General features: G+C 71.6%; 24 protein-coding genes and 1 pseudogene. 15 read left to right on the plus strand and 10 right to left on the minus strand.

The window, feature by feature from the left end; genetic code table 11:
• Positions 1-310: 310 nt before the first annotated feature.
• The 4 genes from AB8M62_RS04065 (at position 311) to AB8M62_RS04080 (ending at position 8070) form a co-directional block, all read left to right on the plus strand.
• Positions 311-1789, plus strand: coding sequence for a response regulator (locus AB8M62_RS04065; protein ID WP_369054848.1), 1479 nt, complete (start codon positions 311-313; stop codon positions 1787-1789).
• A gap of 299 nt (positions 1790-2088) precedes the next feature.
• A complete protein-coding gene (locus AB8M62_RS04070; RefSeq protein WP_369054850.1) occupies positions 2089-2556 on the plus strand; it encodes a response regulator in 468 nt (155 codons plus the stop codon).
• Positions 2557-2664: 108 nt separating this feature from the next.
• Positions 2665-4749 (plus strand): diguanylate cyclase domain-containing protein, encoded by a 2085-nt coding sequence (locus AB8M62_RS04075; protein WP_369054852.1) that lies wholly within the window; start codon positions 2665-2667, stop codon positions 4747-4749.
• 414 nt (positions 4750-5163) lie between these two features.
• On the plus strand, positions 5164-8070 hold the full coding sequence (locus AB8M62_RS04080; protein WP_369054853.1) for a PAS domain S-box protein: 2907 nt from the start codon (positions 5164-5166) through the stop codon (positions 8068-8070).
• A gap of 64 nt (positions 8071-8134) precedes the next feature.
• Here AB8M62_RS04080 and AB8M62_RS04085 read toward each other — a convergent pair whose 3' ends face one another.
• Positions 8135-8833, minus strand: coding sequence for an SDR family NAD(P)-dependent oxidoreductase (locus AB8M62_RS04085; RefSeq protein ID WP_369054855.1), 699 nt, complete (start codon positions 8831-8833; stop codon positions 8135-8137).
• A 145-nt stretch (positions 8834-8978) separates the two neighbouring features.
• On the opposite strand from AB8M62_RS04085, the gene AB8M62_RS04090 reads away from it, so the two are divergent.
• Positions 8979-9887, plus strand: a complete 909-nt coding sequence (locus tag AB8M62_RS04090) for a helix-turn-helix transcriptional regulator (RefSeq protein ID WP_369054856.1) — start codon at positions 8979-8981, stop codon at positions 9885-9887.
• Between the two features lie 255 nt (positions 9888-10142).
• Positions 10143-10727 carry a hypothetical protein gene (locus tag AB8M62_RS04095; protein WP_369068714.1) on the plus strand — a complete coding sequence of 195 codons (585 nt, stop codon included), beginning with the start codon at positions 10143-10145 and terminating at the stop codon, positions 10725-10727.
• Positions 10728-11189: 462 nt separating this feature from the next.
• On the opposite strand, the gene AB8M62_RS04100 is transcribed toward AB8M62_RS04095, so the two are convergent.
• Positions 11190-11381, minus strand: coding sequence for a hypothetical protein (locus AB8M62_RS04100; protein ID WP_369054859.1), 192 nt, complete (start codon positions 11379-11381; stop codon positions 11190-11192).
• Between the two features lie 268 nt (positions 11382-11649).
• A complete protein-coding gene (locus AB8M62_RS04105) occupies positions 11650-11856 on the minus strand; it encodes a hypothetical protein (RefSeq protein ID WP_369054861.1) in 207 nt (68 codons plus the stop codon).
• Positions 11857-12189: 333 nt separating this feature from the next.
• Between AB8M62_RS04105 and AB8M62_RS04110 the strand changes: the two genes are divergently transcribed.
• From AB8M62_RS04110 to AB8M62_RS04120, 3 genes are all read left to right on the plus strand, one after another.
• Complete coding sequence (locus tag AB8M62_RS04110; protein ID WP_369054863.1) at positions 12190-12321, plus strand: hypothetical protein; 132 nt, start codon at positions 12190-12192, stop codon at positions 12319-12321.
• A 196-nt stretch (positions 12322-12517) separates the two neighbouring features.
• Positions 12518-13009, plus strand: coding sequence for a hypothetical protein (locus tag AB8M62_RS04115; protein ID WP_369068715.1), 492 nt, complete (start codon positions 12518-12520; stop codon positions 13007-13009).
• Between the two features lie 368 nt (positions 13010-13377).
• Entirely contained in the window at positions 13378-14256 is an 879-nt protein-coding gene (locus tag AB8M62_RS04120; RefSeq protein WP_369054866.1) for a pPIWI-associating nuclease domain-containing protein, read from the plus strand.
• 125 nt (positions 14257-14381) lie between these two features.
• Here the strand turns inward: AB8M62_RS04120 and AB8M62_RS04125 are convergent, their stop codons facing one another.
• Positions 14382-14684, minus strand: a complete 303-nt coding sequence (locus AB8M62_RS04125) for a cold-shock protein (RefSeq protein ID WP_369054867.1) — start codon at positions 14682-14684, stop codon at positions 14382-14384.
• Positions 14685-14956: 272 nt separating this feature from the next.
• Between AB8M62_RS04125 and AB8M62_RS04130 the strand changes: the two are divergent.
• The 5 genes and pseudogenes from AB8M62_RS04130 to AB8M62_RS04150 all read left to right on the plus strand — a co-directional run bounded on the left by AB8M62_RS04130 (position 14957) and on the right by AB8M62_RS04150 (position 17951).
• Positions 14957-15507, plus strand: a pseudogene (locus AB8M62_RS04130) (recombinase family protein).
• Between the two features lie 93 nt (positions 15508-15600).
• A complete protein-coding gene (locus AB8M62_RS04135) occupies positions 15601-15789 on the plus strand; it encodes a hypothetical protein (RefSeq protein WP_369054869.1) in 189 nt (62 codons plus the stop codon).
• 236 nt (positions 15790-16025) lie between these two features.
• Entirely contained in the window at positions 16026-16259 is a 234-nt protein-coding gene (locus AB8M62_RS04140; protein ID WP_369054871.1) for a hypothetical protein, read from the plus strand.
• A gap of 287 nt (positions 16260-16546) precedes the next feature.
• Positions 16547-17107: a hypothetical protein gene (locus tag AB8M62_RS04145; protein ID WP_369054872.1), complete on the plus strand. Its 561-nt coding sequence runs from the start codon at positions 16547-16549 to the stop codon at positions 17105-17107.
• A 163-nt stretch (positions 17108-17270) separates the two neighbouring features.
• Complete coding sequence (locus AB8M62_RS04150; RefSeq protein WP_369068716.1) at positions 17271-17951, plus strand: hypothetical protein; 681 nt, start codon at positions 17271-17273, stop codon at positions 17949-17951.
• A 99-nt stretch (positions 17952-18050) separates the two neighbouring features.
• On the opposite strand, the gene AB8M62_RS04155 is transcribed toward AB8M62_RS04150, so the two are convergent.
• The 6 genes from AB8M62_RS04155 to AB8M62_RS04180 all read right to left on the minus strand — a co-directional run bounded on the left by AB8M62_RS04155 (position 18051) and on the right by AB8M62_RS04180 (position 21375).
• A complete protein-coding gene (locus tag AB8M62_RS04155) occupies positions 18051-18470 on the minus strand; it encodes a hypothetical protein (RefSeq protein WP_369068717.1) in 420 nt (139 codons plus the stop codon).
• A 135-nt stretch (positions 18471-18605) separates the two neighbouring features.
• Positions 18606-19124 carry a hypothetical protein gene (locus AB8M62_RS04160; protein ID WP_369068718.1) on the minus strand — a complete coding sequence of 173 codons (519 nt, stop codon included), beginning with the start codon at positions 19122-19124 and terminating at the stop codon, positions 18606-18608.
• Between the two features lie 180 nt (positions 19125-19304).
• On the minus strand, positions 19305-19430 hold the full coding sequence (locus tag AB8M62_RS04165) for a hypothetical protein (RefSeq protein ID WP_369068719.1): 126 nt from the start codon (positions 19428-19430) through the stop codon (positions 19305-19307).
• 27 nt (positions 19431-19457) lie between these two features.
• A complete protein-coding gene (locus tag AB8M62_RS04170) occupies positions 19458-19973 on the minus strand; it encodes a hypothetical protein (RefSeq protein ID WP_369068720.1) in 516 nt (171 codons plus the stop codon).
• Positions 19974-20168: 195 nt separating this feature from the next.
• Complete coding sequence (locus tag AB8M62_RS04175; protein WP_369068721.1) at positions 20169-20666, minus strand: PH domain-containing protein; 498 nt, start codon at positions 20664-20666, stop codon at positions 20169-20171.
• Between the two features lie 154 nt (positions 20667-20820).
• Positions 20821-21375: a hypothetical protein gene (locus AB8M62_RS04180; RefSeq protein ID WP_369068723.1), complete on the minus strand. Its 555-nt coding sequence runs from the start codon at positions 21373-21375 to the stop codon at positions 20821-20823.
• Positions 21376-21475: 100 nt separating this feature from the next.
• Between AB8M62_RS04180 and AB8M62_RS04185 the strand changes: the two genes are divergently transcribed.
• A complete protein-coding gene (locus AB8M62_RS04185; RefSeq protein WP_369068724.1) occupies positions 21476-21925 on the plus strand; it encodes a hypothetical protein in 450 nt (149 codons plus the stop codon).
• Positions 21926-22012 lie beyond the last annotated feature (87 nt).

Raw genomic sequence — 22012 nt, forward strand, 5'->3', positions numbered from 1 at the left:
CGCATGCGCCGGTCCAGGCGCCGTGAGAGATGGTCCTGATCGAAGCCGGTTCCTGTTCCCGCTGCTGCGCTGCGGCTGGAGCACAGTCGGCAGTGGGTGGGAGACGTGAGGGTGAGGCCATCGCGTCCGACCCCCATGCACGTGGCGCCGCCCTGCGGTGGTGGAGCGAGCCTCTGCGATGGGAACGGGTGATGTGAGCGCGGGAGCGGGTGATGAGCACTCAGTGCGCTCCTGGCCGGCCGGCGCGCCGGTGAAGCTGGAGCACGCGCATCGAGGTCCTCGGTGCGCGGTGGCCTGGCAGGAGGTGGCGATGAGCGCGCACGCTCACGCAGGGCAGTCGGTGGTCGATGTCTGGAACGCCCGTGGTGCGGAGGCGGTACCTGCCGCTACCGCTGCGGTGTCTGAGCGGGTCGGTGCCGGGGTGCGGGTACTGGTGGCCGAGGACGACCCGCAGATCAGGGACCTGCTAGCGCTGCGGCTGCGGCAGTGGGGACACCAGGTGCACACCAGCGCCGACGGGCTCAGCGCGCTGCAGGAGTACCAGCGGCTTCGCCCGGACCTGCTGCTGCTGGATGTGCAGATGCCCGGGATGGACGGGCTGCAGCTGGCGCGCGCGATCCGCCGGGAGAACGGACCGGCCAGCCAGGTGGCGATCATCTTGCTGACCGGACGCTCTGGATGCGTCGACGTCGTCCACGGCCTGGACGCCGGCGCCGATGACTACCTGTGCAAGCCCTTCAACATCGCCGAGCTGCGGGCGCGCATCGACACCGCGACCGGGCGGTTGAAGGCCATCGCCTCGATGCGCGAGCTGAACCGGACGCTGGCCTCCACCGCCCCGGTGCAGCGGCCCGGCCTGGCCTTCGCCGCTGCGCACCGTCCGGTCGAGGGCGCCAGCGCCGGCGGTGACTGGTTCTGCATCAGCGAGAGCCCACAGGGCGCGGTGACCATCGTCGTGGGCGACGTCGCCGGCCACGGCCACGATGTGGCCATCACCGCAGGCCACCTGCGCCAAGTCAGCGTGAACCACGCCAGCGCCAGTCAGGACCCCGAGCGGGTCCTGCAGAAGCTGAACACCTTCGTGCTGGCCATCGGCGATGACGCCCGCACCGGTGCTCCTGCCCTGGCCAGCGCGGTGTGCGTCGTGGTGGACCGCTCACGCGACCTGCTGCGGTGGGCCTCGGCCGGGCACCCGGCTCCCCTGATGCTGCCCTACCTGCCCACCCCGTCCCCCATGCGCCCATCGACCCCACCATCCTCGGTGACCGCAGCGGCCGCGGCGTCCGCGCTCTCGTCGGTGCCTGCCGAGGTGCCTGCCGAGGTGCCTGCCGAGGTGCCTGCGGAGGTGCCTGCGGGAGTGCCTGCGGGTGTCGATCCTCCCCTCGGTGTGCAGGAGCAGCCCAGCTACGGCGTCCACCACGTGAGCCTGAAAACCTTCGCGGGCTTCCTGCTGGTCACCGATGGCCTGCTGGAAGCACGTGATAGACACGGGCGGCAGTTCGACGACCTCGTGCTGCCACAGCTGCTGCCGCAGCTGACGCCCACAGCGCACGATGCCCAGCAGGCGGCGTTCGGGCGTGGGTGGGGCAGCCGTCCCACCCAGCTGCTCAACCACGTCCTGGACGGGATCTTGACCGCGCACGATGAGTTCACCGCAGCGTTGAAGCGAACCGGCGACGACATCACCCTGCTCGCCTGCGCGGTGACCTCTCGCCAGTACCCAGAGGACTTGGACGCACCGCCCGCCCTCTCGCCCCACCCGCAGATCCCCCGCCAGCTCAGTGCCTGAGCTGCGCACATGAGCTGAACGAGCCGGCCGGTCCGTTCAGGTGCAACGCCCCGCATCGACCAGCACAGCCCACCGGTCGCGGCACCCGGTCAACCACGACCCGGTCAACCACGGCCCCGGTCAACCACGTCCTGACTCACCGCTCAAGGAGCCGGCGCTTCCTGCCGATCCCTCCCAGGCCGATCCAGCCGCCCACGGACGCCCGAGCGGCATCGGCGCCAGGTTCCTGGACCTGACCGGTGTGGCTGCAGTGCCGCAGCACCTCTTGTCCTTGGCCATCGAGCAGCACCGGAGACGACATGAGCAGCACCGCGCCCAGCCTCCTGGAGAAGTACAGCTCGGTCATCGAGCTGCCCTTCCCGCCTCGCAAGAGCACCATCACCGCAGCGCCCATCCGCCGTCGGCTCCTGCTGGCAGACGACGACGTAGCCCTGGCCCGGGTCCTGGCACGCAAGGTCGGAGGCTCCACGCTGGAGGTGCACAGCGCCATCAGCGGTGACACGGCCATGGACCTGGTCCGCATCCTGCACTTCGACGTGGCCGTCCTGGACGTGAACATGCCCGGGATGAACGGGCTGGACATCATCCGCCGCATCCGCGCCTCGCACGACCTGCACCAGCCGGCCGTCGTGGTCATCAGCGCCTTCCCCGACGAGCCATCGGTGCAGGAAGCCATGGACGCCGGAGCTGACGTCGCCCTGCCCAAGCCGTTGACCCTCGCCTCCCTGCGCACCGCTATCCAGCAGTCCCTGGACCGGCGCGGCTGACCTCCCAGGACCCGTGACCGGTGACTCCGCCCCTACGAGGGGCACCCCGTCGACATCGACGTCCTCGGAGGTTCAAGGCCGTGCGCGCGACAGCCGATGGCTGCGAGGGTGAACCGCGACGACTGGCTCGCCCTGGCGCAGGCGGAGCTGCAAGAACCGGTGGTCGGTGTCCTCACGGCGCCGCCGCCCACCCGGGCGGGAGCAGCCGGTTCGACGCAGCCCAGCTCGACGGAAGCGGCGCGCATCGCGGCACTGCACGAGTACGGCCTGCTGGACACTCCCGCCGACGACGAGCTCTCCGCGGTGGTGCGCGCCGCCGCGGTGGTCGCCGGTGTGCCGCACGCCACGCTCAACCTCATCGACGAGAACCGCCAGTGCCAGCTGACCACTGTCGGCTTCGAGGGCGCGGACTCGGCGCGCTCGGACTCGATGTGCGCCCTGCACTTCCAGGACGGCGACGTCGTGCACGTCCCGGACGCCTCGAAGGACCCCCGCTACATCACCAACCCGTGGGTGGACGGTCGTCTCGCCCGTGTCCGCTTCTACGCCTCGGCGCCGCTGGTCACCCCGACCGGGTACGCGCTGGGCTCCCTGTGCGTCTTCGACACCGCTCCCGGACGGCTCAGTGGGCAGCAGCTGGCCGTCCTGGAGGACTTGGCCGGAGTGCTGGTCGCGCTGTTCGAGCGGCGCCGCCAGGCTCGCCGGGAGGCCGAACAGCACCAGCAGGCCGTCGAAGCCCGCCAGCTGGCGGTCCTGGCGATGGCCGAGTCCGAGGCGCGCTGGGAGCTGAGCGAGGTCGTCGCCGAGACCATCGACACCGGCCTCGTCGCCGTCGACGCCGACGGGCAGGTCAGCTCGCTGAACCGGGCCATGCGCCAGTGGCAGCACTCGTCCGGCACCGGTCAGCCCACCTTCCTGGCCGCTGATGGCGCGACCGCGCTGAGCGCGCACGAGCTGCCGTGGTCGCGGGCCCTGCGCGAGGGGAGCGTCCAGGACGCGGAAGTCGTCCTGAGCACCCCCGGCCGGTCACCACGCACCCTGATCTGCTCGGGCCGTGCGATGAGCCGGGCCGACGGCACTGCCCTGGGTGCGGTGGTGGCCTTGAACGACGTCACGGCTGAACGCGACCGCGAACGCGCCCTGGCGCGGGCCCACGCGGAGACAGCGCGAGCCCGCGCGGCCATCGAGCAGGCCCACGCGGCCTTGGAGGAGCACACCCGCCGGGTGCAGGCCCTGGCCGACGCCTCCCGCGCCCTGGCCGCTGCGCACGAACCCCAGGAGCTCGTTTGCGCGGTGCTGCGGGACCTGGCCGATGCCGACGCGGCGTACCTGCTGCGCCCCCGCACGTTCGAGGGCGTCGACGGGCTGCAGGCGGTGGCCACCTGCGGCCTGGACGTCGAGGACGTCTTCTACCCCTCCACGGCCTCGTCGCTGGCCGGGACGTGCTTCGCCTCCACCACGCAGGTCTTCGTCGCCGACGTCAGGACCCACCCGCTGGCCTCCCAGCGGCACGTCGACGCCAGCGGCGTGGTCTCCGGGGTCTGGCAGCCGGTGGTGCTGTCGGGGAAGCAGACCGTCGGTGTCCTGGGCGTGTTCTGGCGCACGCCGCTGCCCGAACTGCCCGACCACCTCCTGCCGGTGCTGCAAACCCTGTCCGGGGAGGTGGCCCACGCCGTCGAGCGCGCCGACCTGCTGCAGCGTCTGGCGCAGGCCGCCGAGCGCGACGCCCTGACGGGGCTCGCCAACCGGCGCCGCTGGGACGAGGCGATCGCCGGGGAGGTGGCCCGCGCCGCGCGCAGCGGCGCGCCGCTGAGCGTGGCCCTGCTCGACCTGGACCACTTCAAGGCCTACAACGACACCCACGGGCACCTGGGCGGGGATGACCTGCTGCGCGAGTTCGCCGTCGTTGCCGCCGGCTGCCTGCGCGAGGTGGACACGTTGGCGCGCTGGGGCGGGGAAGAGTTCGTCCTGGCACTGCCCGGGTGCACGGCCGAGGCCGCGGTAGCGGTCGCCGACCGCATCCGCGCGGCCGTGCCGCACGGGCAGTCGTGCACCGTGGGCATCGCCCAGTGGCAGCCGGGGCTGCGGGCCGAGGACGTCGTCGCCCGCGCCGACGAGGCCCTGTACCGGGGCAAGCAGGGCGGCCGCGACGCCACCGTCGTCCACCGCGCTCCGAGTCCTGACCCGACGTAGCCGCGTGCCGGCCCGGACGACCGCCGTGGGCACCTGCACGGCCCGTACGCCCTGCACGCTGCGCCGTACGGATGACACCCCTTGAGCCCAACGTCCTGACAGCCGATCCCTCAGCGTGACCGGGTCCCCACCGGACACCCGGCCCGCCGGTCGCGCCGCGCGTTGAGGAGGCTCACCGTGTCTGCTGCCCGTGCCTCATCGCCTGGCCGGACGACCCGTCCAGGCGTCCGGACCGCGCCCACGACCGGCGCGGTACTGCGCAGCGCCGCGTTCGCGGCGGTGTTCTGCGTAGCGGTGTTCCTGGGTCGGACGACGGTGATGGACGGCACCAGCTTGAGCTTGGTGTGGCCGGCCGCCGGGGTTGCCGTGGTGTGGTTCGCCGTTCAGCGCCGTGCCCGGACGCGGTGGCTGGACGTGGGACTCCTCTCGGTGGCGACGTTCGTCCTCAACGCCCTGACGGGGGCGTCACCGGCGCTGGCGGCCTGCTTCGTCGGCGCCAATCTCGCGCAGGTCGGGACCTTCGGGGTGCTGTTCTCCCGGTGGTGCCCCAGCGCTTGGGGCGCGGGAGGCCGCGAACCGCTCACCGGGGTGGCGCAGCTGATGCGCCTGCTGGCCGCGGCCGTGCTGGCCACCGGCGCCGGGGCCCTGCTGGGGCCGACCTCGGTGTGGGTGTTGACAGGGCATTGGTCGTGGCTGACGGCGCTGGTGTGGATGACGCGCAACACCGCCAGCATCCTGCTCATCGCCGCCACCGCCTTCCGCGTCGGCTGCCTGGTCAGCGCCCGCCGCGACGCCTCCTCCAGCACCTCCTCCGACACCTTCCCGAACACGTCTCCGGACGTCGGTGACCCGACGGGGCACGCCGTGGTGGCTCCGGTGCGCTGGCCGCGGGGCGGCCAGGTGATCGAGCTGACTGCGGCCCTGGCGTGCTCGGTGCTGGCCTACGCGCTGGTCTTCGGGGTCTTCGAGCACCTGCCGGTCGCCTTCCCGCTGATCGCGTTGTCGGCGTGGATCGCGCTGCGCTTCGACACCACCATCGTGCTGGTCCACGACCTGGTCATGGGCGTGGCGGCCGTGCTGCTGACCCTGGCCGGCGCCGGTCCTTTCGCGACGATCGCCGATGACGCCACCCGTGCCGTCGTGGTGCAGCTGTACGTCACCGTGCTGGCTGTCCTGGGTCTGGCGCTGGCCATGGGCCGCGACGAACGCGACGTCCTGCTGGCCAGGATGGAGCTGTCCACCGCCGCCAGTGAACGCTCGGCGCGTGAGGCGGACACCCAGCGGATCATCGCCGAGGAGCAGCGCGCCCTGGCCGAGCGGGCCCACCGCCAGGCCGTGGCGGCCAGGGCCGAGGCGGAGCTGCGCGGGGAGCTGGCCCAGGCGGTGCTGGAGTCGGTCGAGGTCGGCATCGTCGTCGCCGACGCCGACGGTCGCCTAGCGCTGTTCAACCGCGCCGCGCAAGCCTGGCACGGCCTGGAGGCCGATGCGAGCCTCGACCCCGCAGAGCACGCCGGCCGCTACGACCTGTACGGCGCCGACGGCACCACCGCCCTCGAGGCGCACCAGGTCCCGCTGGCGCAGGTCATGCGCACCGGCTCGGTCACCGGCGCCGAGATGGTGATCGCCCCCGCCGGGCGCCCGGCGGTGACCGTGACGTGCTCGGGACGCAGGATGGGTCGCGCCGACGGCACGCCCCTGGGTGCGGTGGTGGCGATGACCGACGTCAGCGATGACCGCGCCCTGCGCCGGGAGCTGCAAGCCGCCAGGGCGCGAGCCGACGAGCAGGCGGACCTGCTGGGAGCGGCGTTCGACGCCTCGATGGTGGGCAACGTCCACCTCGACCTGACCGGCACCGTGCTGCGCGTCAACTCCGCCGCCGCTGCGATGCTCGGCTACGACGCGGCGGACCTGGTCGGGCGGTCCTGGCCACAGGTCGTGCACCCGGACGACCTGGTCGTGCGCCAGAGGGCCGTGCGCGAGTTCATCGCCGCCCACCGGGGAACCCGGACCGGGGTTGCCTCCGCCTCGGGCGGTCAGGTGCGCCACCTGCACCGCGACGGGCACGTCGTGCACACCCAGGTCTCCACCGCCGTGGTGACCGACAAGCAGGGGCAGCCGCTGTACCTGGCCACCCAGCTGATCGACATCAGCGCCCGGGTGGCCGCCGAGGCGGCGGTGCGCGGCCAGCGCGACGTGTCGGCCCGTCTGCTGCGGGCCCTCAGCGACCTGGGAGAAGGCGTCCTGGTCGAGCACGAGGACCAGATCACCTACGCCAACGACGCCCTGGCCCGCCTGATCGGGCGGCGCACCCCCGCCCTGCTGGCCCTGCCCACGTCGCTGCTGCTGGTCACCGAGGCCGAGCAGGAGGCGTGGTCCGCTCGGCGCGCCTTCGCCCCCGGCCAGCTCGGTGCCACCGCCTCGCTGGTCACCGAGCTGCGCCACGCCGACGGCAGCAGCGTGCCCGTGGAGGTGACCACCGTGCCACTGCCCGACGCCGGGGGCCGGGCCACGCTCACCCTGGTCCGCGACCTGTCCGAGCGCATGCGCGACCAGGCCGCTCTCGCTGCCTCCAACGAGCAGCTGCGCGAGGCCAACCGCCTCAAGGACGACCTGGTCGCCACCCTCAGCCACGACCTGCGCCAGCCGCTGTCGACCACCACCGGCTTCGCCGAGCTGCTGCTGGAGGAGTGGGACCAGGTCGGCGAGGACGACAAGCGGCAGTACCTGGGCCGCATCCACCGGGCCGGGCGCTGGGCCAACGACCTGCTGGAGGACATCCTCACGATGGCCCAGCTGGACGCTGGCGCCCCGGCGCCGCGCACCGCGCGGGTGCACCTGCCCGCCCTGGTCGCCGACGTCGTGGACCGCCTCGGAGTGCAGGCCCCGCTCGTGGACACCACCGGGATGCAGGACCTCACCGTCCTGGCCGACCGGGGACACCTGCAGCAGGTTCTGACCAACCTGGTGGCCAACGCCTTCAAGTACGGTGCCCCACCGGTGCGCCTGAGCGCCCGCCGCCGAGGGGACCAGGTCGTCCTGGACGTCATCGACGCCGGAGAGGGAGTTCCCCAGGAGTTCGTGCCGCGCCTGTTCGAGCGTTTCGCCCGCGCCACCACCGGCACCGCGGCGGACCAGAAGGGCACCGGACTGGGGCTCTACATCGCCCGAGAGCTGGCCAACGTCAACGGCGGTGACCTCACCTACCAGCCCGCTCCAGCGGGCGGTTCGCGCTTCACCCTCAGCTTGAACCCCTGCACCACGTCCGTGCAGGACCCGCGCGACCTCCTCGCGCACGCGGTGACGCTGGTGCACGACGACTGATCCCTGCGGACGCGTGTTCGCGGCTCGCTCGTCCACCGGCTCGCGCGGTGGCACCTATCGGGTGTCACCACGGGGCGCGGCCGTGGCGGTCCACGAACCGGCCGGTGGTCCCGCTGGTGTCCAGGGCCGCGGTCACGATGGCCTGCGCGCCCTCGGCCACGCTGTGCCCGGTGCCGCCGGTGAACTCGGTGGCCGTCAGTCCGGGGTCCACCGCGGTCACCGAGATCCCCGGCAGGGCTTTGGCGTACTGCACGGTGAGCATGTTCAGGGCGGCTTTGGACGCGGGGTAGGGCAGGTGGGCGATGTCGGCGTACACCGCGTCGGTGCTCTGCAGGGTCAGGGAGCCCATCCCTGAGGAGACCATCACCAGCCGTGGGCTCGACCCGCGACGCAGCAGCGGCAGGAACGCCCGGGTCACGCGAACGGCTCCGAGCAGGTTGGTCGCCAGGACGTCGGCGAAGTCGTCCGGGCCGACCTCGGCGGCCGGCGCCCAGGTGCCGGGGACGCCGGCGTTGTTGATCAGGACGTCCAGGGCGCCGACGGCCCCTTCGACCTGCGCGGCAGCCGCGGCCACCGAGGCGTCGTCGGTGACGTCCAGCGCGATCGGGCGGATGTCGCCGGGCGCAGCGTCCTGGTGCAGCCGTGCGGCCAGCTGCTCGGGGCGGCGGGCGCCGGCGAAGACGCTCGCCCCGCCGGCGGCGAGCTCGCGGGCGGTGTGGGCACCCATGCCGCGGGAAGCTCCGGTGATCAGAACGGTGGTCACGTCCTCCACCGTGGCGCCCGGGCGGCCCGCGTGCCAGGCACGCTCTCGCCCAGGACCGGCAGTACCAGGCTGCCGCTCGGCCGAACGCTGGCCGCCCGGAAAGCTGCGAAGGCCCGCCCGCTTCCCGCCGGGCACACTCGCACCTGTGACCCGAGGTGATGTCGGCGAGCTGGCGGCGGCGGTGCGGCAGTGGCGCGAGCGCCTGGCACCAGCCGACGCGGGCCTGCGGAACGGACCGGCCGGCGGAGCGTCGACCGGGTCGACCCGTAGGCGCACCCCGGGACTCCGGCGGGAGGAGGTCGCCCAGCTCGCCGGGCTGTCGGTGGACTACGTCGTGCGGTTGGAGCAGGGGCGCGGGCCGCGCCCGTCCTCCTCGGTGCTCTCGGCGCTGGGAGCGGCGCTGCGCCTGTCGCCGGCGGAGACCGAGCACCTGTTCACCCTGGCCGGGAGCGTCCCGCCCGGCGCCGACGGCATCAGCGACGTCGTGCGCCCCTCCGTGCGGCGACTGCTGGAGCGGCTGCACGACCTGCCGGCGATGGTGGTCAACGCCCGCGGCGACGTCCTGGCCTGGAACGAGCTGGCCACCGCGGTGCTGGGGGACCTGTCCGCGGTGCCCGCCGCGCGCCGCACCCACCTGTGGCTGCACTTCGTCGCCGACGAGACCTTCACCTCCCGCCTGGTCGTGGAGGGGCGGGAGGGGGAGCGGCTGGACCGCGCCACCGTGGCGCAGGCGCGCGCCGCGCTGGCCCGCTACCCGCGCGACGCCCGGCTGCGGCGCACGGTGGACGAGCTGCGCGCGCGCGTGCCCCGCTTCGCCCGCCTGTGGGAGCAGCGGCCGGTGGAGCACCGCCACAGCGACGTCAAGAGCTACGACGTGCCCGGCGTCGGCCGCCTCACCCTGGACTGCGAGAGCCTGGCCGTGCCCGACGACGACCAGACCCTGGTCGTGTACTCGGCGGCACCGGGCAGCCCGGACGCCGACAAGCTCGACCAGCTCAGGGACCTCATGCCGAGCGATCCGGCGGAGGCGGTCTTGCGGCCCGGTCGGGGGTGACGGTGAGCGTCCTGCACGTTCGCCGCTCTTGGCCGCTCCAACGCGCACGCCTGGCCCTCTCGACACAGCGATCTCAAGAACGACCGCTCATGTGGCGGTGGCTGCGTTTGAACCGCGGCATGTGCCGTTACCCGCGGGCAAGCTCGTGATTGCCGTGCTGCCGTCACCGGTGGCGGGGGAGGGGTCAGCGGGACGGGCCCTTTTTCGAGCATGCCGAGGTCGTGCAGGTGGCGCAGCTGCGGTGGGGGAGGACTCATGACTGACGTCGACGACGCGCGGCCGGCGACCCCCGGTGCGGGGTGGTCGGTGCAGGTGGCCGTCACTGTCGACACCGGTGCCGATCCCGCGCCGGTGGTGCAGGTCCGCCTCGACGGCCGATCGGGTACTGCCTCAGCTGCCGCCAGCGCACACGTCGCCGGCGGTGGCGCCTTCCGCATCGCGGTGGACCTGATCGACCCCCGGATGGCGGCCTGGGACCCCGACGCTCAGCCCGCCGTGCAGCGCAAGCTGTGGCGTGAGCGGACCATCTGGCGGCCCTCGCTGCTGGTGCAGCCACGACGCATCGAGGCCGATGGCCTGCTGGTCCTGGCGCTGGACGGCTCCGGCCGCACCGGGTACGCGGGGCAGCCCGGTGACCCGGAGCCGGAACTCGACGCCGCCGGGGGGTCGGTGGGCGCCGTCGAGGGATGGCACGTGCTGCTCCTGAAGCCGGCCGCGGCCTCGTTCACCCTGTCGGCACCCGCGCGGTGGGGCCCCACCGGCCAGATCACCGGCCCTGCGGACGGCATCGTCAGTGCCGCCGTCACCGTGCGCCCGGCGACGGGGACCACGAGGAGCTGACGCACCCGCGGGACAGCGGGGGAGTGCCCTCACCCGCCTGTACCGACTTCCACGAGCTCTCGCCGGCTTTCGCCGGTCGCCCGCTGCCATGCTCCAGGCGTGCGGGAAGAAGTGAGGCGGTGGTGGGCTGCCCGGCAGCAGGACAGGGCCCAGCGGGCCTACTACGGGGACTGCCCGACCTGCCGCCACGACTGGCGCGAGCACGACCCGGCCCGAGGGTGCGGGGAGTGTGGCTACGAGATCGAGCACAGCGAGCCTGATGCTCCCGAGCGCATCTGTACCGCTGAAGCTCTCGGGTGGACGGCCTGATGTGCCCACGAGGCGTCACGACTGCCGCCACGACCACCGCCAACACTAGGACTGACGGCGGCTACTTGCCTCGTCGGGCGAGGTAGATGCCGGCCAGGATCAGGAGTGCGGCGGGGATGAGGACCCAGGCGCCGTAGCTCTCGGCGAGGGATCTCACGACCTGTCCTTGCGCACGCGGTAGGCCAAGGCCGTGGCCATGACAGCGCAGACCCCCAAGATCACCACGATGGGGATCCACGCGTTGCGGTTGCCGTTGGTCCACAAGCCGATCGACAACGCGATGGTGAGCAGCCCCACCACCACTGCGCCTACACCCATCACGATGAGCGCCTTCTTGGGGTACATGTCACCTCCGTGATCGATCGTGCGCACGATCGACAAGACGTTGCCGCCGCAGGCTCGCAGTGGTGGCAGGCAATTGTCCTGACTGGTGATCTCGGCCGCGCGTTGGTCACCCGTTCGGGCTAAACGTCCGGCATGGGGCGCCTACACGCACGACACCGGCTGGGCGCGTACCCGTTACCCAACCACCTCAGAAGTGACCGTCGCGCACTCCGACGCCGCCGCGGCGCCTCACTCATGTCCACGGGCACAGCAGCGCGCCTGCCAACGGCTAACCGCGCCCTCGGCGCAGCCCGATGATGATCAGACCGGTGCCGCAGACGAGCAGGAGGGCACCGATCAGCCACACCGGAAGGCCGCGTGGTGTGAGGTCGCTGAGGTCGCCGCCGAAGACGAAGATCGCTACCCCGATGAGGCTGAAGAACGCCCCGGGGCCGAAGAGCCCGGCACGCGAGGACTGCTCAGACTGCTGGCTCACGACGGGACCTCCACGCATGGACCGGGCGGGCCGGCACGCGCCAGCCCTTGTCGGATCGAGGATGCCGAGGAGCGCGCAGCTCGCCACCCGGCTGCAGCACCGGTGCGAGAAGGCGGCACCTGGCTGGTCTACCCCGAACGTGACCGTCCTCAAGGCGAGGGATCCGCTCACCAGCGACGCTGGCGTGGCCGCGCTTCCCCATCGGGCTGCCCTCCACCGCTTCCGCGGTTGGGGGCTGCCCTCCACCGCTTCCGCGGTTGGGGGCGCGATGTGATCACCCTCCGGGCACGATGCCGGAGCACTGTCGACACCACTGATGGATCAGGAGCACCGATGCACTGGGCCACGCCCATCAGGACCGGGCTGCGCGAGCCGGGAGCAGTTCCTGCGCTGATCGTGGCGGTCATCGTCGCGCTGGTGCTGTCCCTGCTGGTCAGCTACCTGATCAAGCGCTTCAGGAGGTAGGTGCCGGTGCGGCGCACCGGCGAAGGCTTCGATGGTGCGCTCTTGGTCGCGCAGGTCGAGCACTGAGCGGCGCGGGAGTGGGACCTCGGGGGAGCGTCGCTGAGGTAGTGCCGTCCTCGGTGAGTCGGTACAGGCGCCGAGCTAGGTGTCGCACAAGTGACCGTTTTCGAGAGAGCGATCGCGCCCGCAGGGCGCCATGGCCGCAACGTCGATCGCGCAGCCGGTGGTGGCGCGCTTTGCTGGGTGGGTGATCGAGGAGCCCGCAGCGGGCGGGCGGGATGCCCCACCCCCGTTCGTGACGCGCCTGCATCAGGTGATCGACGATGCCGTGGCACGCCACAGCGACCGGTTGTCCCTGGTGCACCGGCACGAAGCCGGCCCCAATCCCTACGGCTGGCAGTGGAGCGTGCAGCTGATCGGACACCCCGAGGTGCAGGCCGTCTTCTGGTACGACGGGCTGGACGACGACGTCATGTTCGCCGGGGACGCGCCGTTCGGGGAGTGGTGGCCGAACCAGGACGAGCAGGCCGCGCAGGCGTGCCTTCGCCAGGTCGAGGATCAGATTGTGGACCTGGCCGGCGCCGGTCACGCAGCCGCGGTGGCTCAGGCGGCGCGGCGTCGGTACTTGGAGGGACGTCCGTGGTGGCGACGCTTGCTGTGGCCACGGGCCGATGAGCGGTGGCCCTGACGTCGAGCGTGAACGGCGGCGGGTACGTCCACGTGGTTACCGGCGGACCGCGACGTCGCCCACACGATGCCACGACCGCGCAGCGCGGCCCGCGGGATGACCGCGCGGGTGAGGTTGACCATGGGTGGGTCGGGCCTCTGTCCAGCTAAAGATTGGGGCAACCGCTCGAACGGCGATGACGCAGTCCACCACGATGGCGTAGTGCGCAGCCGTCGAGTGGTCGACCAGTCAAAGCGATGACCGACCACTACATAGAGGAATACATAGGCAGGGAGGCACTACATGTGGGATTAGTTACGGCGTGTCGTCACTAGTGACGGCCTGGACACTTCTAGAGTCGGACTGAGATCAGGAGTCTGGGAGGTCGCATGGCCCGCAAGGTCACCCCCGCGCAGCTGCGCAGCATGATCCGCCAACAGCAGTCTGCCCAGCGCCAAGCCGTGCAGAAGTACAACGCGGCCGTTGCCAAGGTCAACCGCGACAACAAGCGGGCCATCGACGCCTACAACCGTGACATCCGCGCCCACAACAGCCGGGTTCGGGCCAATCGGGTCAGGCTCCAGCGCGAGATTGACCGGTTGAACCGCTCGTCGACCACCACCCGCTACACCACCGTGCGGTCTTCGAGCGTCACGCTCCACAGCGCCTACTGTCGCGTCGAATCTGAGGCCGACTCCTGGGGATGGACCGAGCGCGAACAGCACCTGGTCGACCTGGCCGAGGCCGAAGCTGCAAACAGTGCCCGGGCCACCAACGCCCTGCTCGGCGCCGCAGAGACCGATGACGACGCGGTCGAGGACACCACCATCACCGATGAGCTGCGTCAGCTTTCCCCCGACCTCGACCAGCGCTGGCAAGGGGCGTTGTTCGCCCTCAATCCCCGCAACCCCGATGCCGCCCGCCACTTCTGCACCAGCTCGCGCGAAGTCGTCGTCCAGATGCTCGACCTCAACGCGCCCGATGCTGCCGTACTGGCTGCCAACCCTGCGGCCCTGCGTACCCAGCAAGGCCAAGTGACGCGGCGGGCCAAGATCGACTACCTGCTGGCCCGCGCCGGCGCTGATCGTGAGGCACTGGCGGACTTCGTTGACACTGATGTAAGCGACGTGCTGGGCCTGTTCGCCACCTTCAACAGTGCCACCCACGGCGAGGCCGGGAAAATGGACCTTCCCTTGCTGCGAAGCCTCAAGGGCCGCGTCGAGGGCGCCATCCGATTCCTGCACGCGGTGACCCAAGCGGCATCGTGATCGCGGCGGTACTCAGTGGCTGCCGTGTGCACTGAGCGCGGGATGACCGAGCGGTCACTCGTCATCTTCGGACGGCCAGGAGAGAACGACAGCACCAGAGGCATCGCCCGCCCCGCCAGGCCGGATCAGTCCGGCTGCGGAGGCTCGAGCCGGCGGACTCTGGTGGCACGGAAGTTGAAGCTGTCCTGCTGAGCAGCTTCGTAGTCGAACTCCACTGCCTCACCTGCCTCGAGGGATCGGTAACCCGGGCCTTCGATCATGCTGAAGTGCACCCAGGCATCGCGGCCGGGCGGCAGCTCGCTGCTGCTGATGGCGCCAGTGCCCTTGTCCGCCTTGAACCACTTGACCACCCCGTGTGCCATCAGGACAGATTGCCTCAGCCACCAGCTTGAAGTGGCGGGCCAGCGCGCACGGGACTGCTCGGCCATCGACATGAGCGGAAGATCAACAAGCCTGCCGTGACGCTGCGTGGTGACGGCCCGGCATCGCAGAAGCGACCGATTCCGGGACGCCCCGCCCAGGTCGCTCGAGGGCCGCGACACGCCGTCTCACAACCCGTGCCCGAAACCGGCCGCTCACCAGCGCGGGGGCCGCGGCTTCTGAGACGGTCCCGCCCATGCCCACCACCCAGCCCGCCCCCACACCCACCAGCACCCCTGGCCAGAGACTCGCCCAGCGCACGGCTGCGCGGCCCGGTCATCTGCTCGGCTACGCCCGCGTGTCCACCACCGCCCAGGACCCCGCCCTGCAGCACGACGCCCTCACGCAGGCCGGCTGCTACCGCGTCTGGTCCGACACCGCCTCTGGCGCCCTGGCCGCGCGCCCGGCCCTGGACGACGTCCTGGCCCGTCTCGGACCCGGTGACGTCCTCGTGGTGTGGCGCCTGGACCGCCTGGCTCGCTCCCTGCGCCACCTCCTGCAGCTGATCGACGACCTGGACGGGCGTGGGGTGGGCTTCCGCTCCCTGACGGAGTCGATCGACACCACCACCGCCACCGGCCGCCTGGTCCTGCACCTGTTCGGGGCCCTGGGTGAGTTCGAGCGCGACCTGCTCAAGGAGCGCACCAGCGCCGGGCTGCAGGCGGCCGCCGCCCGCGGCCGGCACGGCGGCCGCCCGCCGGTGATGACGGCGCCAAGCTGGCCGCGGCCCGCTCCCTGCTGGGCGCTGGGCGCAGCACCAGCGAGGCCGCCGCCGCGATCGGTGTCTCGCGCGCCACCTTGTACCGGGCGCTGAGCACCTCCCCGACGTGATGTCCCCAGGTCGAGGGCCGGCGCGAACCCCACGGCACCCGTACGGACCATGGGAAAGCAGCGGCCGCCGGCTGTGGCCCCTAGCGTCGAGTCGTGGTCGGCACCTGGGGATCGGCGCTCATCCTGGTCGGGGCGCTGTGCGTCATCGCCTGGGCGTTCCTCGATGCCCGCCGGCGCCAGCGCCGCCAGGACAAGGGCTGGACACGCGCACACACCTTGATCGTCGCTGCGATGGTGCTGACGGCCGCCAGTGCTGCGAGTCAGGCGCTGACATTCACCTGACACAGCGTCAGGACGCGCTGAGCGCTGCACGGTGCTGGACCCGATGAGCACTCCGGCTGCCTTGAGACCAGCGCCTCTGCGATGGCACCCAGGCGGACGACGCACGATCAAGGGCAGGTCTTCACCCCCTCAAGGCCGTGACCTGCGGGACCGCCGAACGCGCGCCCTCACACGAACGGGTGCCTTGTAGCGCGCCGACGCTGACCCCACGGGCCCTTTTCGGCAGACTCCATGCCATGGCCAAGCGACCGTGGTGGTCCACCAACGGCAAGCGGGGCTACGCGCTGGCGCTGGGCATCCTGTGCCTCGTGCTGGCCGCTGCAGGATGGGTCGGCGTCTTCCACTCTCCTCGATGGCACGACTGGCTGATGGCCGCAGGCTGGTCGCCGGTCGCCGTCTTCTACCTCAGCGCCTGGTGGATCCGACGCAAGCACGAGCGTCAAGGAGGGCAAACGACTTCGCTGTCGTGAGGCTGGAAGCGATTGAGGCGTCTCGTAATGGGTCACTTCCGAGATGGCCTAGGTGAGCGCCGGATGTCCCGGCGTAGTGCCCTCTGACGACGCCACCGAATGGCCGGTGGGCTGGTGTCGTGCGGACTTGCTCGGTCTTGTAGGCCCCACCCAGATGGCCCAGCTCGCTCTGCAGCCCGAGGTGGCGACGCAGCAGATGCGACAGGGTGTCCAGCGTGGCTGAGCACCGCGACAGCTCAACGGCACCCCAGGCCCGGCGCACACGCAGACCACTGCGCTTCGCCGCCGTGGTCCTGCTCGGCGCCCTCCTGGCGTTCGCCCTGACGCTGGTGCTCGTGCAGGGCGTCGCGTGGTTGTTCGGAGCCTCGCAGGGCACCGGGCTCACCGTCGCGCTCATGGCCGCGGTCATCGTCCTGGTCGGCGCACCGCTGAACGTCTGGGTCGGCACGGTGGTCACCCGGCGGGTGGCTCAGCGCCTGGCCGCCGGTGATCGGCTGGAGTGCAGCTTGCGCGTCGTGGACGGGCACCAGGACGGGCTGGCGAGGCGGTGGCGCCCCGGTGTGGCGACCCTGCACCCGGGGCAGGTCACCTTCGCCCACACCGTCGGTGGGCTGCGCTTCCTGCGCCGGCGTCCGATCACCTTCGCGGTCCAAGCGGTGGACGCGGCGCTGCCGCGCCAGGTGCGCGGCGCCGAAGTGCTGCTGGTCGCTCCAGGGGCGCGAGTCGTCCAGCTGAGGACCCCGTCGGCTGTCCTGGAGTGGGCGATCGCACCGGCCGAGCGCATCGACTGGGTGCTGGAACGCGTTCAAGACGCCGCCGGGTCGGCACCTGGGGAGCCGGGGACCTGAACAGTCCGCGCACATGCTGATCGCGCAGTGGAGCGCAGCCGCCTTCGCGCAGACGGTCGCTTCTGAGCGGACCTGGTCAGGCCCTGAGCGCACGCTTACGGCTGCGGGCGTGGCGCGGCAGTTGGTCTGCCTCGGCGTGCTCGGCGGGCCGTACGGTGCTGTCGTGGCGGATGATGACGCGGCCGAGAGCGCAGACGCGGCAAGATCAGACAGCGCCTGCACCTCGGACGGCATGTGGACGCAGGAGGCCCTGGCTGACTACCGCCGACGCGCCCAGGAGCTCATCGCCGCCGTCACCGCTCACGTGGACCTGACGGCGCAGCGCGGCGGTCGCCAGCGCGAACTGCCCGCCTACTTCGCCTCGGCCGAGGGCGTGCAACGTGCGGTCGACGCCTTCACCGAGGCGGAGTTCGCCTGGTGCGGCTCGTTCCCGGTGCGCGCCGGTGGACGGAACGAGGAGGACGGGGAGGACGGGGAGGACGGGGAGGACGGGGAGCTCGACGAGGGCCCCGTCGTGGACCCGTCGGTGGGCGAGGCCCCGGTGCTGTCCGTGCTGGCCCGCTGGGACTACGTCATCACCGATGTCGAGGCCTTGCTGCGCCACGGCCGGGAGGGTTACCTCACCGCCTGGCCGCAGGACACCGAGGACGACGCCGTTGTGCGGGTGCACGACCCGGAGTCAGCGGTCCGCGAGATCCTGCACGGACCTCAATTGCCCGTGCTCGATGACGCACCTGGGCTGGAGCCCACTCTGTCCTTCCTGGAGGTGGTCCGTCACGCCCGGGAGGACGAGGACGCCGTGTTGGAAGACCCCTTCGGCGTCCTGGGTGAGGAGCGCCGGTAGACGGACTCACCGTCGAAGTCACCCAAGCTTCCTCCTCGCGCTGCGTCTCTCGAACGGTCGCTTCTGCGATGGCCAGCTGAGCTGGCCGGCTGGCTGTGCTCAGTGGCTGCGGCGCCGTTGCAGCAGCAGGTAGCGCACGGCGGCGGTCACAGCGGCCAGCACGCTGATGCCCATGGCAGCGACGACGAAGAAGACGGCAACCGCAAGGGGTGTCTGCGGGTCGTCCCCGGTGCTCATGACGACCCAGGTCATGGTCACGGTGAAAGCGACCAGGGCCAGCAGAGGACCCACCCACACCCCCACGCGCCAGGTGCCCAGCACGGTGGCGATGGCCACCATGCTGGCCGTGCCGATCCACAAGCCCGTGGCGTCGTAGGTCTCCCCCGCGTCCTGGGGCCAGCGGCCCAGCCAGGCGGGGAAAGCCGCCGCGGCCAGCAGCACCACCAGCACCGCCCACAGCAGCCGCGTCCTGCCGCTGGAGCGGGCAGGACGGGCAACGGCTCGGCCTGTCGCGCTCACCGGCACACCTTCCCGCCAGCACCCTCGCCTTCGAGGGCCATCGCAGCAGGTGGCGTACGCCCGTCCGGGTGATGCCGTCCCACGACGGGTCGCCCTTAAGACGTGCACAGGCGGCGTGGCGTCGCCTCGCACCCCTCACAGGTGGCTGAAGTAGCGGTCGTACCAGGTGCGCCCGTCCCCGTACCGCGCGCTCAACGGGCCACTGCCGTCGTAGGCCTGCCACAGCGGGTCCTCGGGCACCAGCAGGTACCCGAGTTGGGCCAGCACCGCACGCACCCGGGCGGCGTCACGGGGGTCGATGAGCTCATCGGTCTGCGCATCGCTTCGCACGCCGGTGTTGCCCACCGCGCACACGACCATGTCGGCGAAGTTGCTGACCACCAGCACCAGCTGCTGCCCCGTGGCCGTGGCCTGGGCCGGGACGCGGATGAGGCCGTGGTGGCTGGCGTCCTGGAAGTCGCGCTCCACCTGGCAGCGGTGGGCGAAGGCCACCTGCAGCTGCCGCACCAGCTGCTCGAAGCGGGCGCTGACGGCATCGTGGTCGAAACCGGTCGGGTACTGCAGGTGCTCGTGCTCGTCCAGGGCGTGCAGCAGGGCACGCAGCCGCGGCACCTCCACGTGCGGTGGACCGGGAGCGTGCAACCGCGTCAGCACCCCTCCACCCTGCCCCAGCACCTGCGAAGACTGCGGTCGATCACCAACACGCACATCGAGTCATGGCGCCACCCAGGCGCGGCGACCGTCTGGAAAGCGGTCACTTCTGCGGTGGACCAACCAGGCGCTGGGACCCGCTCACCTCCAGGACCCAGACGCCGCCAGATCCCCTCCCGCGCTCTAGGCGTACGGCAGGTAGTCGACGCGGCGGGCCCGGCGCTTCCATCCCGGCACGGGCAGACACCCGCGCAGCCCCTTACCGGTGCTGGTGCGCTCCTGGCTGCCGTCGGCCAGGCGCACCGTCACCTGAGCGCGGGCAGGACCGGACAGCTCTCAGACCCTGCCGGCGACCACGGCCTCGACGACAGCCTCGATGAAAACGAGGTCCTCGTCGCCCTTGCCCAGCTCCCAGCGGCAAGCCCCTGAGCCGACCCCGAAGACCAGCTCATCGCCGAACTCCGTCCAGTACAGCCGGCACGCACCCTGGCGGGGAACGAGCTCCACGGAGGCGTCACCGGCGGAGCGGTGAACAGCGACAGCAGCACCGAAACGTTCCTCGATGCGGTCGGCCAGTCGCACCAGCCGGGTGGCGTCCCAGTCGCCGGCACCGCTGGAGTGGGGGAGCGTCACCGGGGCAGCATGCCCGCTGAGACCGGCCGGGCGCTGCGCGCACGCGCGCTCACAGCGCGGTTCGGTCGGCCTGATCGCCTGAAGAACGGTCACTCCTGAGATGACGCGAGCGGATGATGATCGCAGGCTCATGCCATTGACCAAGGCCGTGCTGTGCACAGGCGCATCCCTGCACATCGTCAGCGGTCGATGACCGGCAAGACACAGCTTCAGCTTCACCTCCCACCAATAGTCGAGTGAGGGCGGTCGAGTCAGCCCTCAGCAGCACGACGATCGGCCACAGCGGGATCTCGGCGGCACAGACTCACGGCACGTGCCGTGCGTTCCCGGGACGTACGTACTGGCGAGGCGGGTCCGGCCACCAGTCGCGTGTGTGTGGCAGACGCCGTTGTCGTGCTCCTGTCGTTCCGCTGCTCATCCCGCTGCGCGGGCGGCAAGGGCATCGGCCAGGCGTCGGGCGTCCTCAGCGGGTACGCCGATCAGGCGCTTGCTGCGCCCGTCCTGCAGCACCAGCCGGTTGCCGTCCTGCCAGCGGCCCTGCACCTGCACCTCGCGCACCTGGCCCCAGGGAATCAGCCGGGCTCCGGGGAAGCCGTTCTGCACACGCACCCCCTCAGGGCTGAGCAGGGTCGCCGGCGTCCAAACGAAGTACGTGCCGAAGAAGAGGACGACCAGCGCCAGCTGGACGATCATGAGCACCGCGAGGACGGTGTCCGGGTCGAGTGCGAGGCGGACCACCGCGAGGACTCCTTGCAGGCCGATCAGGACCAGCAGCGCCACGCGCAGGCCGCGGCCCGTCTGCTGGGTGTAGCGAGTCTGCAGGCCTGTCAGGTCCGGTGCGCCGTCCGAGGCGTGATTCGAGACGCGGCCCGAGACGTCCTGGGGAGCGTGCTCGGGGTGCTGGCCATCCACTCACCCACCCTGTCAGCAGCACAGCAGCAGGTGAGCTGACGGCCACGGCGTCACCCGGATGCCGCAATGCCTCCCACACCGAGGCCGAGGGTCGGCCGGCGCCGATCTCAGCCGGCAGGGTCCAGAGCTGCGCAACCGGCCGGTGGAGCGCCGCCTACCCGTCGCTGGTGAGCAGCTGCCGGGCCGCCTGCACGATGTCCTGCTCGTAGGCGGCCCGGTGGGCCGGTGCGTCCTCCCACTCGCTGGCCAAGGCGACGAAGTCGACCAGGGCATCAGGCAGCTCCAGGGGTGAGGCCGCCTCCCACCAGATGCGACGAGCCCCTTCGTAGGGGCGCACGGTGCCCTCCACGATGGCCCGCGCCCAGACGCGGGCCATCTCCCAGCGCGCCTGCTCCTCATCCAGGGCAGGAGCACCGAGCTCATCCAGCGCGGCGTGGAAGACCGCACGCACCTGACGCGGATCGTGCCCGTCCATGCCAGCGACCTCCCGCAGCGAGGCGCAGTCCAGCCCTGCCTCTAGTGCGTGGGCGGCCCAGCTGGGCATCTGCTCCACCGCCAGCAGGTCCAGCACCACGCGGGCACGCACCTGGCGCACCTGGCGCAGCTGGCGCAGCTGGGTCAGCTGCTGCAGCTCCTGCACGCCCTCCATCGTGCCCGTACCGGCCGCGGACCACCGGGAGATCAGGGCGCTGTCATCCGGTCCGAGCACCTGATGGGGGGCCGTCCGCGCGACGGTCAGGCCGACCGGACAGGGCCGCGAGTGTGCGTTGGCGCAGCGCCCGATGGACCTCGGCGGGCATGCTGTTTCGGTGACGTCCCCCAGCTCCAGTGGTGCCGCCGCCTGGGACGCCAGCCGTCTGGCGCGACTGGCCGACCGCATCGAAGAGCTTTTCGGTACTGCCGTCGTTGTTGACCGCTCCGCCGACGACGCCTCCGTGGACCTCGTGCCTCGCCAGGGCGCGTGCCGGCTGTACTGGGTGGAGCTCGGCGATGGGCTGGTCCTCGGAGTCGGCTCAAGGGATTGCCGCTGGGAGCTGGGCAGGGGCGACGAGGACCTCGCCTTCATCGAGGCTGTCGTCGAGGCCGTGGCGGCCGGCAGAGTATGGGAGTTCGTCGGTCCTGACCGCGCTCAGGTGACGGTACGCCTGGCCGACGGCAGTCAGGACCGCACCACCACCGGCACGGGCCTGCGGGGGTGGCTGCCCGTGCCGGGATGGAAGCGCCGTGCCCGCCGCGTCGACTACCTGCCGTTCGCGTAGAGCGCGGGAGAGGACCCTGTGACGGGCACCCTCGAGGTGAGGACGCGTTCACCGCCCAGGTGGTCCATCGCCGGAGCGACGCCGCGT

The sequence above is a fragment of the Kineococcus terrestris genome (assembly GCF_041020755.1).
GTDB classification, from domain to species: Bacteria; Actinomycetota; Actinomycetes; order Actinomycetales; family Kineococcaceae; genus Kineococcus; species Kineococcus terrestris.